At 32.0% G+C, this 17,996-nt stretch carries 16 protein-coding genes and 1 riboswitch; of the genes, 14 read left to right on the plus strand and 2 right to left on the minus strand.

All coding sequences use genetic code 11. The annotated features are described in order from the left end of the window. Positions 1-19 precede the first annotated feature (19 nt). From rplQ to ABNT61_RS16790, 5 genes are all read left to right on the plus strand, one after another. Positions 20-517, plus strand: coding sequence for a 50S ribosomal protein L17 (rplQ, locus tag ABNT61_RS16770; protein WP_348709590.1), 498 nt, complete (start codon positions 20-22; stop codon positions 515-517). A 174-nt stretch (positions 518-691) separates the two neighbouring features. Next, positions 692-1,798, plus strand: a complete 1,107-nt coding sequence (gene carA, locus ABNT61_RS16775; protein WP_348744054.1) for a glutamine-hydrolyzing carbamoyl-phosphate synthase small subunit — start codon at positions 692-694, stop codon at positions 1,796-1,798. A 100-nt stretch (positions 1,799-1,898) separates the two neighbouring features. Continuing rightward, entirely contained in the window at positions 1,899-3,188 is a 1,290-nt protein-coding gene (eno, locus tag ABNT61_RS16780; RefSeq protein WP_348709588.1) for a phosphopyruvate hydratase, read from the plus strand. Between the two features lie 202 nt (positions 3,189-3,390). Further along, entirely contained in the window at positions 3,391-4,677 is a 1,287-nt protein-coding gene (locus tag ABNT61_RS16785) for a citrate synthase (RefSeq protein WP_348709587.1), read from the plus strand. 63 nt (positions 4,678-4,740) lie between these two features. After that, positions 4,741-5,655, plus strand: coding sequence for a dimethylarginine dimethylaminohydrolase family protein (locus ABNT61_RS16790; RefSeq protein WP_348709586.1), 915 nt, complete (start codon positions 4,741-4,743; stop codon positions 5,653-5,655). Between the two features lie 55 nt (positions 5,656-5,710). On the opposite strand, the gene ABNT61_RS16795 is transcribed toward ABNT61_RS16790, so the two are convergent. Together ABNT61_RS16795 and ABNT61_RS16800 are read right to left on the minus strand one after the other, a co-directional pair. Then, a complete protein-coding gene (locus tag ABNT61_RS16795) occupies positions 5,711-6,004 on the minus strand; it encodes a hypothetical protein (RefSeq protein WP_348744055.1) in 294 nt (97 codons plus the stop codon). 102 nt (positions 6,005-6,106) lie between these two features. Then, the gene (locus ABNT61_RS16800; protein ID WP_348744056.1) at positions 6,107-6,340 is read right to left on the minus strand and encodes a hypothetical protein; all 234 of its coding nucleotides are present in this window, start codon (positions 6,338-6,340) and stop codon (positions 6,107-6,109) included. A gap of 324 nt (positions 6,341-6,664) precedes the next feature. Here ABNT61_RS16800 and ABNT61_RS16805 point away from each other — a divergent pair, with 324 nt between their 5' ends. The 9 genes from ABNT61_RS16805 (at position 6,665) to ABNT61_RS16845 (ending at position 17,993) form a co-directional block, all read left to right on the plus strand. Next, positions 6,665-10,576 (plus strand): T9SS type A sorting domain-containing protein, encoded by a 3,912-nt coding sequence (locus ABNT61_RS16805; RefSeq protein WP_348744057.1) that lies wholly within the window; start codon positions 6,665-6,667, stop codon positions 10,574-10,576. Between the two features lie 48 nt (positions 10,577-10,624). Beyond that, positions 10,625-10,720, plus strand: a riboswitch (TPP riboswitch). 54 nt (positions 10,721-10,774) lie between these two features. After that, a complete protein-coding gene (gene thiS, locus ABNT61_RS16810) occupies positions 10,775-10,978 on the plus strand; it encodes a sulfur carrier protein ThiS (RefSeq protein ID WP_348744058.1) in 204 nt (67 codons plus the stop codon). A 26-nt stretch (positions 10,979-11,004) separates the two neighbouring features. Further along, positions 11,005-12,864: a phosphomethylpyrimidine synthase ThiC gene (gene thiC, locus ABNT61_RS16815; RefSeq protein WP_348744059.1), complete on the plus strand. Its 1,860-nt coding sequence runs from the start codon at positions 11,005-11,007 to the stop codon at positions 12,862-12,864. 121 nt (positions 12,865-12,985) lie between these two features. Further along, complete coding sequence (locus ABNT61_RS16820; RefSeq protein ID WP_348744060.1) at positions 12,986-14,029, plus strand: thiamine phosphate synthase; 1,044 nt, start codon at positions 12,986-12,988, stop codon at positions 14,027-14,029. Then, positions 14,019-14,771, plus strand: a complete 753-nt coding sequence (locus ABNT61_RS16825; protein WP_348744061.1) for a hydroxymethylpyrimidine/phosphomethylpyrimidine kinase — start codon at positions 14,019-14,021, stop codon at positions 14,769-14,771. Before ABNT61_RS16820 ends, ABNT61_RS16825 begins: the two co-directional genes overlap by 11 nt. Before the next feature lie 5 nt (positions 14,772-14,776). Next, a complete protein-coding gene (thiE, locus tag ABNT61_RS16830) occupies positions 14,777-15,427 on the plus strand; it encodes a thiamine phosphate synthase (RefSeq protein ID WP_348744062.1) in 651 nt (216 codons plus the stop codon). Positions 15,428-15,432: 5 nt separating this feature from the next. Next, complete coding sequence (locus ABNT61_RS16835) at positions 15,433-16,200, plus strand: thiazole synthase (RefSeq protein WP_412766923.1); 768 nt, start codon at positions 15,433-15,435, stop codon at positions 16,198-16,200. 9 nt (positions 16,201-16,209) lie between these two features. Beyond that, positions 16,210-17,319 carry a 2-iminoacetate synthase ThiH gene (gene thiH, locus ABNT61_RS16840; protein ID WP_348744063.1) on the plus strand — a complete coding sequence of 370 codons (1,110 nt, stop codon included), beginning with the start codon at positions 16,210-16,212 and terminating at the stop codon, positions 17,317-17,319. A gap of 164 nt (positions 17,320-17,483) precedes the next feature. After that, entirely contained in the window at positions 17,484-17,993 is a 510-nt protein-coding gene (locus tag ABNT61_RS16845; protein ID WP_348744064.1) for a hypothetical protein, read from the plus strand. Positions 17,994-17,996 lie beyond the last annotated feature (3 nt).

Raw genomic sequence — 17,996 nt, forward strand, 5'->3', positions numbered from 1 at the left:
TAATCTAAAACTTAAAGTCATGAGACACGGTAAAAAAGTAAACCATTTAGGTAGAAAAACAGCACATAGAAAAGCTATGTTAGCAAATATGGCTTGTTCTTTAATCGAGCACAAGCGTATTAACACTACGGTTGCTAAAGCGAAAGCTTTACGTACATATGTAGAGCCGTTAATTACAAAAGCTAAAGCTGAGAATAATGGTACAGAGGAGCAAAATATGCACAATCGTCGTGTAGTATTTAGTTACTTACGTAATAAGTATGCTGTTACTGAATTATTCAAAGAAATCTCTGTAAAAGTTGCAGACAGACCAGGTGGATACGTTCGTATTATCAAATTAGGTAATCGTCAAGGAGATAACGCGCCAATGGCAATGGTAGAATTAGTTGACTATAACGAGTTATACAATCCTAACGGTAAGAAGGCTAAGAAGAATACTCGTCGTAGCCGTCGTGGAGGAGCTAAAAAAGCTGCTGCACCTGTAACTGATGTTGAAGCTTCACAAGAAGAAGAATAAATGACATTTTTACAAAATATAAAAAAGGATAAACAATTTAGTTTATCCTTTTTTTTTAAACTATTTTTGACAAATTTTTTAAACCATAAATATTTAAATTATAAATCATCAATTGCTAATTAGTTGATTTATAGTTGAACATCTGAAAATATTCAACAAAAACACAACAAACTAATGAAATACACAACACGAAAAAAAGCACTAGTTTTACTTGCAGATGGTACAGTTTTCCACGGAAAATCAGTTGGAATAGAAGGTACTGTTACTGGAGAGATTTGCTTTAATACTGGTATGACTGGTTATCAAGAAATATTTACAGACCCATCATATTATGGCCAATTAATGGTTGCGACTAATGCACATATTGGAAATTACGGGGTAAATAATGAAGAAGTAGAGTCAGAAGGAATTAAAATCTCAGGTTTAATTTGTAGAAACTTTAGCTTTGAACATTCTCGAGTAGATTCAGATGGAAATTTAAAGGATTGGTTCGAAAAGCATAATCTTGTTGCTGTTTCAGATGTAGATACTCGTGCTCTTGTATCTTACATTAGAGAGAATGGTGCAATGAATGCTATTATTTCTACAGATACTGAAAATATAGAAGAACTAAAGAAGCAATTAGCTGAAGTTCCAAATATGGAAGGTTTAGAGTTAGCCTCAAAAGTATCAACTAAAGAACCTTATTTTGTAGGGGATGAAAATGCTACGTACAAAATCGCAGCTGTTGATATTGGAATCAAGAAAAATATACTTAGAAATTTAGCAAAAAGAGATGCTTATATTAAAGTATACCCATACAATGCTAAATTTGAAGAATTAGAGTCATGGAATCCTGATGGATACTTTATTTCAAACGGACCTGGAGATCCAGTACCTTTAACTGAGGCACAAACTTTAGCGAAAGAAGTTATCAGTAGAGATTTACCAATGTTTGGTATTTGTTTAGGTCATCAAGTAATTGCATTAGCTAATGGAATTTCTACTTATAAGATGCATAACGGTCACCGTGGTATAAACCATCCAGTAAAAAATCTAGTTACAGGGAAAGGTGAAATTACTTCTCAAAACCATGGGTTTGCCATAAATAGAGAAGAAACTGAGGCACATGGAGATGTAGAAATTACACATGTACATTTAAATGACAACACTGTTGCCGGAATTAAGATGAAGAGTAAGAACGTGTTTTCAGTACAATATCATCCAGAAGCAAGTCCTGGTCCACACGATTCAGAATACTTATTCGATCAGTTTATTGAGAACATAAAATCGGCGAAATAATCTATAAGATTTGAAAACGATTTCGTAGAATTTATCTAAAAAACAAACTAATATTCTGTAGCATTTGTAAATTAGCTACAACCAAATTAAAAAATATAACATGAGTATTATAATCAATATCCACGCACGTCAAATTTTTGATTCTAGAGGAAATCCAACTGTTGAAGTAGATGTAACTACTGAAAATGGAGTAGTAGGTAGAGCTGCCGTTCCTTCAGGAGCTTCAACTGGTGAGCATGAAGCGGTTGAATTACGTGATGGAGGTGATGCATATATGGGTAAAGGAGTTGCTAAAGCAGTAGATAATGTAAACTCAATTATCTCTCAAGAGTTATTAGGAACTTCTGTATTTGAACAAAATTTAATCGATCAAATGATGATTGATTTAGATGGTACGTCAAATAAATCTAAGTTAGGAGCGAATGCAATTTTAGGAGTTTCATTAGCAGCTGCAAAGGCAGCAGCAAACGAATTAGGAATGCCTTTATATAGATATGTAGGAGGAGTAAGTGCGAATACTTTACCAGTACCAATGATGAATATTATCAATGGAGGTTCTCACTCAGATGCACCAATTGCTTTTCAAGAATTTATGGTAATGCCAGTAAAGGCAAAGAACTTTACTGAAGCGATGCAAATGGGTTCTGAGATTTTCCATAATCTTAAAAAAGTATTACACGATAGAAATTTATCTACAGCAGTAGGAGATGAAGGAGGTTTTGCACCAACTTTAGATGGAACAGAAGATGCTTTAGATACGATTGCATTAGCAGTTAAAAATGCAGGATATAATTTAGGTGATGAAATTATGATTGCTTTAGATTGTGCTTCTGCAGAGTTTTACGTAGATGGAAAATATGACTATACTAAGTTTGAAGGAGATAAAGGAAAAGTAAGATCAAGTAAAGAGCAGGCTGATTATTTAGCGGAACTTGCTGAGAAATATCCTATTATTTCTATCGAAGATGGTATGGATGAGAATGACTGGGAAGGTTGGAAATATTTAACTGAAAAAATTGGAGATAAAGTACAATTAGTTGGAGACGATTTGTTTGTTACTAACGTAGAGCGTTTATCTCGTGGTATTGAAAATAATACAGCTAACTCTATCTTAATTAAAGTAAACCAAATTGGTACATTAACTGAAACAATTGCAGCAGTAAATATGGCACACAATGCAGGTTATACTTCAGTTATGAGTCACCGTTCAGGAGAGACAGAAGATAATACTATTGCTGATTTAGCAGTGGCATTAAATACAGGACAAATTAAAACAGGTTCTGCTTCAAGATCTGACCGTATGGCAAAGTATAATCAGTTATTAAGAATTGAAGAGGAGTTAGGAGATGTTGGTTACTATCCTCAACAAAATGCTTTTAAAGTGAAGTAATAATTCACATTTAAATATTCTATTAAAAATCTCGGTTTTCCGAGATTTTTTTATGGAATTCATTATCGAATTATAGAATTCGGGGAATACCATTAATTTTTTACAATTTTTTAAAGGTAAATCTCTATAACAACATTTTTAAAATGGATTAAAATTGGTATCTTCGTGCATCATTTAAATTTCACAAAAAACAAATTAAATAATGTCAGAAATAGCGAAACTACAAATTGGCGAAAATACGTATGAGTTTCCTTTAGTAAAAGGGACAGAAAATGAAGTTGCAATAGATGTTAAAACGTTAAGAGGAGCAACGGGAGGTGTTATTACGATAGACCCAGGATTTAAAAACACCGGTTCTTGCCAAAGTGCTATTACATTTTTAAATGGTGAAGAAGGAGTATTACGCTATAGAGGTTATTCTATTGAAGAGTTAGCTGAGAAAGCAGATTTCCTTGAAGTTGCTTACTTACTTATTTTTGGAGAGTTACCAACTCAAGAACAATTAGATAAATTTTACAATGACATTTTAGATAATGCAATTGTAGACGACGATATTAAAAAGATTATTGATGCATTCCCAAAGAATGCTCACCCAATGGGAGTATTATCTTCTTTAACATCAGCATTAACTGCTTTCAATCCATCATCTGTTAATGTGGATTCGGAAGAAGAAATGTATAATGCTATCGTTAAAATCATGGGTAAATTCCCTGTATTAGTTGCATGGACAATGCGTAAGCAAAAAGGATTACCTTTAGATTACGGATCTAGAAAATTAGGATATGTTGAGAATGTATTACACATGATGTTCAAAAAGCCTAATGAAGACTACGTACAAAATCCAATCTTAGTTAATGCGTTAGACAAGTTATTAATCTTACATGCTGATCATGAGCAAAACTGTTCTACTTCTACAGTAAGAATCGTTGGTTCTTCTCATGCTGGTTTATTCCCATCACTTTCTGCGGGTATTTCTGCTTTATGGGGACCATTACATGGTGGAGCAAACCAGGCTGTATTAGAAATGTTAGAAGCTATTAAAGCTGATGGAGGAGATACTAAGAAGTACATGGGTAAAGCTAAGGACAAAGAAGATCCATTCCGTTTAATGGGATTCGGACACAGAGTTTACAAGAACTTTGATCCACGTGCTAAGATTATTAAAGTAGCTGCTGATGAAGTTTTAAATGATTTAGGAGTTGATGATCCAATTTTAGATGTAGCTAAAGGATTAGAACAAGAAGCATTAAGCGATGATTATTTCGTAAAGAGAAAATTATATCCAAACGTAGATTTCTATTCAGGAATCATTTATAGAGCCATGGGAATTCCTGTAGAAATGTTTACGGTAATGTTTGCTTTAGGACGTTTACCAGGATGGATTGCTCAATGGAGAGAAATGCGTTTACGTAAAGAACCAATTGGACGTCCACGCCAAGTTTATACTGGTGAGAATTTCCGTCCTTTTGTAGAAATTAATAAAAGATAAACCGAAACTAAATTATATAATGTCATTCTGGAGTTAACATCAGAATGACATTTTTTTTGATATATGTTACAACTCAACGTACAAAACGAAACTGCAAGATTAAGGGCTGTGGTATTAGGTACTGCAGAAAGTAATGGACCTACTCCTAAAGTAGAAGATTGTTACGATCCTAAAAGTAAACAACATGTAATTGCTGGTACATATCCGAAAGAAGAAGATATGATCAATGAAATGGAAGCAGTTGCAAATGTGTTTAAGAAATACGATGTTCAGGTTTTCAGACCTGAGGTAATTAAAGACTACAACCAAATATTTTCAAGAGATATTGCTTTTGTAATTGATGATAAATTGGTGAAAGCGAATATTCTTCCTGATAGAAATAGAGAATATGAGGCAATTCAACATGTGGTTTCTCAAGTTAGTCCAGAAAATGTTATTGAATTACCTGAAGAATGTCATGTTGAAGGTGGTGACGTTATGCCTTGGAATGATTATATTTTTATAGGAACATATTCAGGAAATGATTATTCAGATTATATTACAGCGAGAACAAATACAGATGCTGTAATTGCTTTACAGGAATTGTTTCCAGATAAAACAGTTAAGGCTTTTGAATTGAGAAAATCTAATGATGATCCTAAAGAAAATGCGTTACATTTGGATTGTTGTTTCCAGCCAATAGGAAAAGATAAAGCAATCTTACATAAAAACGGATTTCTTGTGGAGAAGGAATATCAATGGTTGGTTGATTTTTTTGGCGAAGAGAATATTTTTGAAATCTCTAAAGATGAAATGTATAACATGAATAGTAATGTTTTTTCTATTTCAGAAGATGTTATCATTTCAGAGAGAAACTTCACAAGATTAAATACTTGGTTACGCGAAAAAGGATTTACAGTAGAAGAAGTTCCATATGCTGAAATAGCAAAGCAAGAAGGATTGCTGAGATGTTCTACATTACCTTTAATAAGAGATTAATATTTTGAAAAATATAATAAAAAGCCTAAGATAATTCTTAGGCTTTTTTAATTGATTATAATCTTTGAATTCCAGTTACATGAACATTTCCTTCTAAAGATTTAAAAATTTCAACAATGGCTTTCCATTGAATTGGCATTGGTCCAACAGGTTTTGCAGTACATAAAAAACGATAGTTTGTACCACCAACAACTTGAGTTGATACTTCTTCTGGAGTGTAATCAACTCCTAAGATTTTTCCTCCGCTTGTAGCTTCATCAAATACTAGACGATCTGAAGTAGTTAAAGGTCCGTAAGCAGTCCATCCTCCAACAATAGTGTTTTGTTTAGATGCAGTTTCGTTTGACATAATTAAAAGATTTAAGTGTAAGTTATCCCTACTCGTTAGGCATTTCGGGTTATCGCCTCTATAATTAACTCTATAGAAAAGTGTAGTCGTATTTTTTCGAGATTAAACTCTCACCCAGTTCGCACCATTCCACCTGAATTCTTTACCATTTGCAGGTTCAGGTTGGTTTGATCTAAATGGTCCGGCATGAATATGAGTACATCCCTGAGCTTGTAAATATGCAGTTACATCGATTGTAAATTGATTTGCTTGTTGGTGATTATGGTCATCTTGTCTTCCGTAGCAAAGACTATCTCCTGGACCATCATAAGTAAAGTTTTGAACATTGTACGGCATAGTTTTATTTTAAGGTGGTTAATACCTTAAAGTTCATGATTAAATGTGTTGATAGTGAAAGGAATGTAACAGAAGTGTAAAATAAAAACATAAGCGTTTTAAATTTTGGTAAGAATGGAATTCCTACATAATATCTATCAGAAGAATGAATAACAATTTAACAGATAAGAAAGGTTTTATTTGATCAAAATAAATATATTTGCACCTGAAAAGAAAAGTAAAAAAAGCTATGTTTTTTCCTTTCTAAATTATTTGTAAATAACGGTTTTGCGGATTCTCTTAAGATGTTTTGCAATGCTAATTAACTATTAAAAATGTTTTTTTATGAAAAGAATATTACTCTTTTTATTATTAATGCATGTGTTTTTTATACATGCTCAAACCAATGTAAGTGGAACACTTACTTCAGATACAACTTGGAATAAAGAAGGATCTCCATATAATTTAACATCTACTTTAGGTGTTTTTGATGGGGCGATTTTAACCATTGAAGCCGGAGTTGTAGTTACAGGAGATTTTGATTTACTAGTTAAGGGAGTAATTAAACTAGAAGGAGAATCGAATGATAAAATTTTATTTAGAAATACTAGATTGATTTTTAAAGATACTGATTTAGACAACTCTATTGTTAATTATGTTGATTTCCAAAATGAATCTGGAATTCAATTAGCTGATGAAGGAGAGCATAATCAAGATCCAATTAAGAATTCAGGAACACTTCTAGTGAAAAATTCAATTTTTAATAATGGGACTTACGCTAGGACTAAAGGATATTCAACAACAGCAAAACTTAGATTATTTAATTGTGAAATAATAGATGCAACAATTAAAGGATATTATCCAAGAAGTGAGGAAATTGAAATAGATGAGTGTTTTATTAAAAGGGGAGTAATAAACTCGGATTCTTATAACGATGGAATTTTCTTAAATAAAACAATTGTCGAAGGGACAAATTTTAGAATTGGATGTTGTGGTGCAAATTTTAATATCGAGGCTTCGGATATAAAAGATTCAAATTTTGAAGATTATAATAATTATTACACAGTATCTATTAACAATACATTAGTAAGAAATACCTTGTTTAACCTGCAGTCTGGAGATTTGGAAATTAGTAATTCGTTATTAGTGAGTCCTAATCAATTGGATGGGTTCCTTGTAAAATCTAGAAGTATTAATTTATCTAATGTAATTTTTAATGGTAAAGGAATGGGAGGCGCTGTTAAAATATTAGATAAGGATTTTACAAGTAGTATTCAAAACTGTACATTTAGTAATTATGATGCTGCAGTTGTTTTAAATAATAGTTATGATTATACAGGTCCTGAAATTAGTAGAAATGCTAAAAGTAAAAGTCAAAAGAGTTCATTCAACTTTACTTTCAAGAATAATAATTTATTAAATATTCAAGATCATAATTTTGTAAATAATTTCAACTCAAATATTGATGCTACCAGTAATTATTGGGGGACAACTGAGGAGTCAGTTATATCAAGTAAAATAATAGACGGATTAGATGATATTAATTATGGAATTGTAGACTTCTCAAGTTTTTTAACTTCAGCTACGAGCAACGCACCAATTGCTACTCCACAAAATGTATTTAAAGGAGTAACAGATAACGGTGTCACTATAATGTGGGATGAGGTAAATGATCCGGAACTTAGTGGATATAAGGTTTATTATAAAACCAGCGCAACGGATGATTTTATTTTATTTCAAGACGTAGGTGTAGATAATAGTTTCTCTACAGATCAAATTTCGGTTAACTCAATTATCACCGTAAAATCATATTCGATTAATGCTGATGGAGTAAATGATTATCTTGAGGGTAATGAAAGTGACTATTCTGAAGAAGCTCAAAATATCATAACTGATATTAATTTAAAGTCATCTAATATTTGTTCTGGAGACAATATTGATTTAAGTTTTAAATCTAATTATAGTTATGCGAATAACGAGTTTATTCTGCAGATTTCCGATACAAATGGTTCGTTTGATTCACCTCTTGAATTAGCAAGGATTATGAATGCTAATGAGGGGTTTTCGGTTCCTGTTCCTGCTGAATTAGAAAAGAATAAAACATACCGTATTAGAATTCTAACAACGGAAAATAATTTCAAAGGAGAAGAGCTGGAAGTTGTCTTTAATGAAGAAATAAATGCTCAGTTTGAATTAAGTAATTCTACATCTTGTGAAGGTGAAATCATTATTGTTGATTATGTTGGATCGTTATCTGTTGATATGGATTTTATTTGGGATTTTAAGGGAGCAACTATTATTTCTGGAACTAATGCAGGACCATTTGAACTATTATGGAATCAACAAGGAGAGAAAGAAATTACATTAGAGGTTGTTTCAAATGGTTGTTCTTCAAAGTCAATGCAGGTTGTAACAATTGAGGGCAAACCAAGTGCTGATTTTTCAGTTAATGAATTTGTATGTGAAGGCGCAAACGCATCAATTACATATAATGGAGTTGTATCGAATGATGCTGTTTTTAATTGGAATTTTGATGGAGCAGAAATTGTATCAGGAACTGGATCAGGTCCGTATGAAATTACCTGGAATGAAAATTATGGAGAAAAAAATATTTCGTTAACAGTAACTGATAATGGTTGTACTTCTGACGAGATTATTAAAAAGGTGCAACACAATCCATATCCAAATGTTGGTATAGAAGCAAATGAACAAGTTTGTTTAGGTGATAAAACAACAATAACTTATACAGGTGACGAATTAAATAATGCTAATTATAATTGGAACTTTAATGGAGGTAATGTTATTTCAGGATCAGGTTCTGGGCCTTATGAAATTCAATGGTATAGTGAAGGCGTAAAAAATATTAGTTTAGAAGTTATACAAAATGGGTGTGCAGTTACAGTTGAAAAAGAGATTACTGTTTCACAAACTCCTACTTCATATTTTTATTTAAGTAATTATAATATTTGTAATAGTGGTACAACAACTGTTTACTATTATGGTAGTGGTGATGATAGTTCAATTTATAATTGGGATTTTGATGGAGCAGAAGTAATTTCAGGTACAGGAAGAGGGCCATACGAAATCACTTGGAATGATAATTATGGAGAAAAGAATATCACGCTATCGGTTTCTAATAATAACTGTACTTCGCAAACCACAACTCAAAAAGTTCAGTTTAATCAATCTCCAACATTAAGCTTTAATGCAGAAAGTTCTGTTTGTAAAGGAGAATTATATACAATTGAATTCACAGGAGATAATTTTACGGATATATATTGGTCTTTTGATGGAGCAGAAATAGTTTCAGGTTCTGGTGCTGGTCCTTATGAGCTAAGATGGAACAATTCAGGTGATAAAAACATTAACGTTGCAGTATATAATAATGGATGTTATTCAGGAGATATTGTCAAAGTTGAGGTAAAGGAAAGTCTAGAAACACCAGAGATATGTGTTGTGACGGTAGATGAAGAATCGCTAAAGAATAAAATAGTTTGGGATTATTATTCTGATAACTTAAGCCAGTTTGCAATTTATAAAGAAACGGTTGTAGCAGGGAGTTATGAACTTTTATCCTATGTTGGAGCAGATACAAATTCTTTTATAGATGAAAATTCATCGCCAGCCCAAAGTTCAAGTCTTTATAAAATTTCTGCCATTGATAAATGTGGTGGTGAAACAGATTTAGGTACATACCACAAAACAATTCATTTAGTGTTAACTCCTGGAATTGGTAATTCATGGAACATGATTTGGAATGATTATGAAGGATTTGAATTTTACACGTACAGAATTCATAGAAGTATTGATGGAGGAGATTATGAATTATTGACTGAAGTTTCAAGTAATCTAAACTCTTATACAGATTTAAATGTAAGTTCTCCTAATGTTGCTTATTATATTGAAGTTATAAGTTCAAATCCATGTGGTAACGAAACGAATGAAAGAAAAGGAACTTTTAATTCAATTTCATCTAAATCTAATGTTGCAACAACATCTACAACTCTTAGTGTTAATGAATTTCTTTTAAAAGAGTTAAAAATTGGACCAAATCCAACTACCAACAAATTATACATTAAATCTAATAGCTTAGATTTAGAAAAATATAATTTGTATTCAATACATGGTCAATTAGTAAAATCTAATAAAACAATTACTGAGGATAATATAGACTTATCAAAACTAGCTAGAGGTACTTATATTTTGAAACTCAAAACAAATAAAGGTACACTTGTTAAAAAAGTAATTAAGAAATAATAAATATAAGAGTCTACAATGTAGACTCTTTTTTTTTATATTTGATTCATAAAACTTTAGGAGTAGCTAGTAGAACTAGTTTGAGAAATATCCTTAGAACCTGATTTGGTTAATACCAGCGTAGGGAAAAGTAATCTTCATTATAGTACATCTTTATTGGATGTGTTGATGCTTCTAGAGTTTATTTAATATGTTTTTATGATAACAGTTAAAATAAACGATTCTAATAAAACTTTCAAAACGGAGTGTAATCTCATCAGAATGATTGAAGAACTAAATATTCAATCCAATGGAATTGCTATTGCCGTAAATAATTCAATTGTAAAAAAGTCTGACTGGAGTAATCATAAATTATCAGAGAATGATAATGTATTGATTATTAAATCTACTCAAGGAGGATAAAAACGAACAACAAAACAACCTTTTCAATGAAGAAAAAAGATACAGCACCAAAACAAGATGGAGTAACTAGAAATCCATTTCCAAATTCTAAAAAGATTTATGTTCAAGGAAAAATACATCCTGAAATTCAAGTAGCCATGCGTGAAATTACATTGAATGATACTGTAGATTCAATGACGAAAAAACGTACACCAAATGAACCAGTTACGGTTTATGATACATCAGGACCATACACGGATCCAGATAAGAAAATCAACATCCATAATGGACTGGAGAGAATTAGAGAAGATTGGATTACAAGTAGAGGTAATGTAGAAGAGTTAGAAGCTTTCACATCAGATTATTGTAACGAAAGATTAAATGATGAAAGTTTAGATCACTTACGCTTTAATTTAAAACATAAACCGAAAAGAGCTAAAAAAGGAGAGAATGTTACTCAATTACATTATGCTAAAAAAGGAATTATAACTCCAGAAATGGAATATGTTGCCATTCGTGAAAATCAACGAATTGATGAAATGACACGTTTGTCTAAGCAACATCCTGGTCAAGATTTTGGAGCAAGTATTCCGGAGAAAATAACTCCAGAATTTGTTCGTGAAGAAGTAGCAAGAGGTCGTGCTGTAATTCCTTCAAATATTAATCATCCAGAAGCAGAACCTATGATTTTAGGTCGTAATTTCTTGGTGAAAATTAATGCAAATATTGGGAACTCGGCAACAACATCTTCTATTGAAGAAGAGGTAGAAAAGGCTGTTTGGGCTTGTCGTTGGGGAGCTGATAATATTATGGATTTATCTACTGGAAAAAATATTCATGAAACTCGTGAGTGGATTATTCGTAACTCTCCAGTTCCAATAGGTACGGTTCCAATTTATCAAGCATTAGAAAAGGTAAATGGCGTAGCTGAAGATCTAACTTGGGAGATATTTAAAGATACCTTAATAGAGCAAGCAGAACAAGGTGTAGATTATTTTACAATTCACGCTGGAGTTCGTTTAGCTTATGTACCAATGACCGCAAAACGTATTACAGGTATTGTATCTCGTGGTGGATCTATTATGGCAAAGTGGTGTTTAGCACATCACAAAGAGAGTTTCTTATATACGCATTTTGAGGAGATTTGTGAAATTATGAAAGCTTATGATGTGGCTTTTTCTTTAGGAGATGGTTTACGTCCTGGTTGTATTGCAGATGCAAATGATGAAGCTCAGTTCGCAGAATTAGAAACATTAGGAGAGTTAACAAAAATAGCTTGGAAACATGAAGTACAGTGCTTTATTGAAGGTCCAGGTCACGTGCCAATGCACATGATTAAGGCTAATATGGATAAGCAATTAGAAGCTTGTGGTGAAGCTCCATTTTATACATTAGGACCATTAACAACTGATATTGCACCAGGTTATGATCATATTACTTCAGGTATTGGAGCAGCAATGATTGGTTGGTACGGAACAGCAATGTTATGTTACGTTACACCAAAAGAGCATTTAGGTTTACCGAATAAAGATGATGTTCGTACTGGAGTAGTTACTTATAAATTAGCTGCACATGCTGCTGACTTAGCAAAAGGACATCCAGGTGCTCAACATAGAGATGATGCTTTGAGTAAAGCTCGTTTTGAATTCCGTTGGGAAGATCAATTTAATTTAGGTTTAGATCCAGAATTAGCTAGGGAATATCACGATGAAACTTTACCGGCTGAAGGAGCAAAAATTGCACATTTCTGTTCTATGTGTGGACCAAAATTCTGTTCTATGAAAATATCTCAAGAAGTGAGAGATTATGCTGCACAGAAAGATTTAGAGGAATCTAGTGCGATTGAGCAGGGAATGAAAGAAAAATCAGAAGAGTTCAAAGAAAAAGGTTCAGAAGTTTATTTATAAATAGTCTGAATTATGAATGTCATTACGAGGAGGAAACGACGAAGTAATCTGTTTTATAAAGTAGATTGCTTCATTTCATTCGCAATGACAATATTTAAATGCTGAAAATTAATAACTAATTATGTTAATAGTTTTAACTTCTGAACGAAAAATAGAAAATGAAGCAATGCTTTTAAACCAATTGTTTGAAAATGGTTTAGAAGTGTTGCATCTTAGAAAGCCGACTTTTACTATTGATGGTTATCGTGAGCTTCTTAGAAATGTTGACAAACAATACTACCAAAGAATTGTAATTCATCAATTTCATGATTTGTGCAAAGAATTCAAGCTTAAAGGAATTCATATACAGGAACAACCAAGAATAGATTTAGGAGATCAACTTTTTGAGTATTTTCAATTATTTAAGTCTGAAGGCTTTTCAGTAAGTAGTTCTTTTCATGAACCAGAAGTTTTGAATGCTTGTTCAATCAAATTCGATTATCATTTATTGAGTCCAGTGTTTTCTTCAATATCTAAACAAGGATATAAAGGAAGAGGTTTTGATGTTAATCACATTGATAAAACAATTATAGGAATGGGAGGCGTAAATACCGAAACCATTCATAAAGTTTATGAATTGGGATATTCTGGAGTTGGTGTTCTTGGTGGTATTTGGAATTCTGAAAATAGTACTGAAAGTTTTAAATTAATTTCTAAAGAATGTAATAAGGTTAGAGATTTTAATCTGGAGCTTTTATCTGGTGATGGAGAATTAACAAAGCTAAAAGAAATTCTATCAGACAAGTATACTCAGCTTGATATAGATAATGCTCTTATTAGTGCCGTAGCTTATGGTAAAAAGGAAGTTGCTGATTATCTTATTTCTCTCGGTGCAGATATTTCTTATGGTGATTATGAAGGCGTTTATTATGCAGTTCATAATAATGAGTTAGAAGGTGTTAAATACGCAATTTCAAAAGGAGTAGATATTAATGTAAATGAAGGAATGATTCTTAATGCTGCGATTTATACAACCATTCAAGCGAAGTGTAAAGAAATGCTTAAATGGATTTTAGAACATAAAGCGTCGGTAGAATTATTAACTCAAGATTCTAAAGATTTACTGGGAAAGTATGGAACAAAAGAACAACAAGAGTTAATTAATAGTTTATACATTGAAAACTAGACCTTACATATTAACTATCGCTGGTTTTGATCCAACAAATGGAGCAGGTTTAACAGCAGATGTGAAAACCTTTGAGAAATTAAAATGTTATGGTTTATCTGTTTGTACGGCGAACACAATACAAAGTGATACTGAATTTCTAAAGTGTGATTGGATAGAAATCGATATCATTTTAGAGCAGATTCGAGTTTTGATGAATCGCTTTTCAGTTAATGTGGTAAAGATTGGAATCGTAGAGAATTGGATAACACTATCTAAAATTATTGATTTGGTATTGAGTTTAAATCCTAACTCGAGAATAATTCTAGATCCAGTTTTGAAATCGTCATCTGGATTTTCGTTTCACGAGAATTTTAATGAGAAAGATTTTGATGAGATTTTGGCAAAGATCTATATGATTACACCGAATTATCAGGAAATACAAAATCTATATCAACGAAAAAGTATAGAGGAAACTATTACTCATATACAATCAAAAACCAACGTGTTTTTAAAAGGAGGTCATAATTCAGAAAAGCTTGGAGTCGACTATTTATATACGATAGAAGGAAAAACACATCCTTTTAATCCTAAAAAAGGAATAAAAATATACGAAAAGCATGGTAGTGGTTGTGTTTTGTCATCAGCCATTGCAAGCCATATTGCTTTAAAATATCCATTAGTAAAATCTTGTTTTAAAGGAAAAAGATATATCGAGAAAGTATTGAGTTCTAATAAAACTTTACTAGGATATCACAATTAATTATAATGATAAGTAAATTACAATATATATCACAAGGAGCTACTCCAGAAGAACATTTAGTAAACATTCAAAATGCTTGTACAGCAGGATCAGAATGGGTTCAACTTCGTTTAAAAAATCAAACGGATGAGGTAATTTTAGAAACGGCTAAAAAAGCAAGAGAAATTACTAATCATTTTCAAACGAGATTAATAATTAATGATCATTATAAGATTGCAAAACAAGTAAAGGCAGATGGAGTTCATTTGGGTAAAACCGATGCTTGCCCAGCAGTTGTAAGAGAGTATTTAGGAAAACTGTTTATTATAGGAGGTACGGCAAATACTCTGGAAGATTGTAAAACTTTACTTGAAAAACAAGTTGACTATATTGGACTTGGACCATTTAGATATACTGAAACGAAGAAAAATTTAAGCCCGATTCTAGGTCTAGAAGGTTATCAAGTGCTACTAGAAGAGTTAAATACGGAAACTCCCGTAATTGCTATCGGAGGAATTGTTTTAGAAGATGTATCATCATTATTGAAAACAAATATTCACGGAATTGCAGTATCAGGAGAAATAACTAAAGACTTCAATTCGATTTCAAAATTTCATCAAATATTAAAAGCAGGAAGTTCGCAAGAACAAGTTTTTAAACTAGATTCAAACAACTAAGAATTATGAGTTCATTACAAATAGCAGATAAAACATTTACATCACGTTTGTTTACAGGAACAGGCAAGTTCAGTTCTTCAGAATTAATGCGTGATGCTTTGTTGGAGAGTGAGAGTGAATTAGTAACAGTAGCTCTAAAAAGAGTTGATGTGCAAAATGAAGAAGATGATATTTTGACTCATTTAAATCATCAACGAATTAATTTATTACCAAATACTTCTGGTGTAAGAAATGCAAAAGAAGCTGTGTTTGCGGCAGAATTATCAAGAGAGGCGTTGGAAACAAATTGGGTAAAACTAGAAATTCACCCCGACCCTAAATATTTATTACCAGATCCAATTGAAACTTTAAAGGCTGCAGAAGAATTAGTAAAAAAAGGATTTATAGTAATGCCATATATTCATGCCGATCCTGTTTTATGTAAAAGATTAGAAGAAGTAGGAACTCAATGTGTAATGCCTTTAGGAGCTCCAATAGGAAGTAATAAAGGATTAAAAACATTAGAGTTTTTAGATATTATAATTGAACAATCGAATGTTCCTGTAGTAGTTGATGCTGGAATTGGCTCTCCATCACATGCAGCTCACGCAATGGAAATTGGTGCAGATGCAGTTTTAGTGAACACAGCAATTGCGGTTTCACAAAATCCAGTGGCAATGGCAAAAGCTTTTAAAATGGCTGTGGAGGCCGGTAGAATGGCATATGAAGCAAAATTAGCTCCTGTAAAAAAACATGCAGAAGCAAGTAGTCCTTTAACTTCGTTTTTAAGTTAGTATAGAGCAATGAACACTTTCGAAAATATATTCGATAAATATGACTGGGATTCAGTAATGGAAAGTATTCTTTCTAAAACTTCGATGGATGTAGAAAGAGCTTTGAATTCTGAAAAAAGAAGTTTAGAAGATTTTAAAGCGCTAATTTCCCCAGCTGCGAAGCCCTATATTGAACAAATGGCACAGTTAAGTAATATGTTGACAAAGAAACGCTTTGGAAACACAATACAAATGTATGCGCCAATGTATTTGAGTAATGAATGTCAGAATATTTGTACCTATTGCGGTTTTAGTTTTACGAATAAAATACCAAGAAGAACACTAACTGATGATGAAATATTAAAAGAAGTAGCATTTTTAAAAAATAAGGGCTACGATCATATTTTATTGGTCACGGGAGAAGCAAACAGAACTGTAGGTGTAGATTATATTAATAATGCGATTAAATTGATCAAGCCTCATTTTTCTAACATTACGATTGAAGTTCAACCACTTGATCAAGATGAATATGAGTTGTTGATTGATAATGGTTTGTATGCAGTATTAGTTTATCAAGAAACATATCATAAAGAAGAATATAAAAAACATCATCCTAAAGGTAAAAAGTCAAACTTCTCATACCGACTGGAAACTCCTGATCGATTAGGGAAAGCAGGAGTTCATAAAATAGGTTTAGGAGCTTTGTTCGGATTGGAAGACTGGAGAGCAGATAGCTTTTTTACAGCTTTACATTTAAAGTATTTACAAAAGACCTATTGGAAAACAAAATATTCAATATCTTTCCCTAGGTTACGTCCACATTCAGGTGGTTTAGAACCTAAAGTAGAAATGACGGATCCTGATTTAGTTCAGCTTATTTGCGCGTATAGATTGTTAGATGAAGATGTTGAATTATCAATTTCTACTAGAGAAAGTGAAATCTTTCGTAATCATATTGTACAACTTGGAATTACTTCAATGAGCGCGGAATCAAAAACAAATCCTGGAGGATATTCTGTAGAACCGCAATCATTAGAGCAATTTGAAATTTCTGATGAACGAAGTACTGAGGAAATAACAACGATGCTCAAAAATCAAGGAATAGAAGTTGTTTGGAAAGATTGGGAACATTTTCGTTAAATTTGGCGACTTAAAAACAAATTACTATGAAGATAAAATTTAGAATAATCGTTCTCACTATATTGGTGTTTACTTTAACATCGTGCGAAACAAGTAAAAATGATACATTCGACTATGGTAAAATTGAAAATAATATTTATTCAAATGATTATTTTAACTTTAACATGAAACTCCCTGAAGGATGGTCGATTTTGTCGAAAGAAGCTATGAAGGAATCAGCAGATAGAGGAGCTGATTTAATCAGTGGAGATAATGAAGAGTTAAAATCAGTACTCAATGCTTCTAAGGTAAAAACAGCCTATCTATTGAATGCTTTTAAGTATGAGGTTGGTAAATCAGTTGATTATAATCCAGGTTTCATAGTTGTGTCAGAAAACCTTAAATTTTTTACAGGTATTAAAACTGGTGCTGACTATTATTATCATGTAAAGAAACTTCTAGAAAAATCAAAGCTTAACTTCGATGTAGAAGAGAATATAACAACAGTCAACATAGGAGGAGAAAGTTTTGATAAAATGTGTTTATCAATAAACCATTTAAACTTAAATGTTAAACAGGAATATTATACGACAATAAAAGAAGGATTTGCTCTAGGGTTTATTATTTCTTTTGTTAATAATAGTCAAAGAGATGAATTATTAGAGATAATAAATTCATTAGAATTTAAAAGTTGAATG

The sequence above is a fragment of the Tenacibaculum sp. 190524A05c genome, from assembly GCF_964036595.1.
Classification (GTDB): Bacteria; Bacteroidota; Bacteroidia; order Flavobacteriales; family Flavobacteriaceae; genus Polaribacter; species Polaribacter platacis.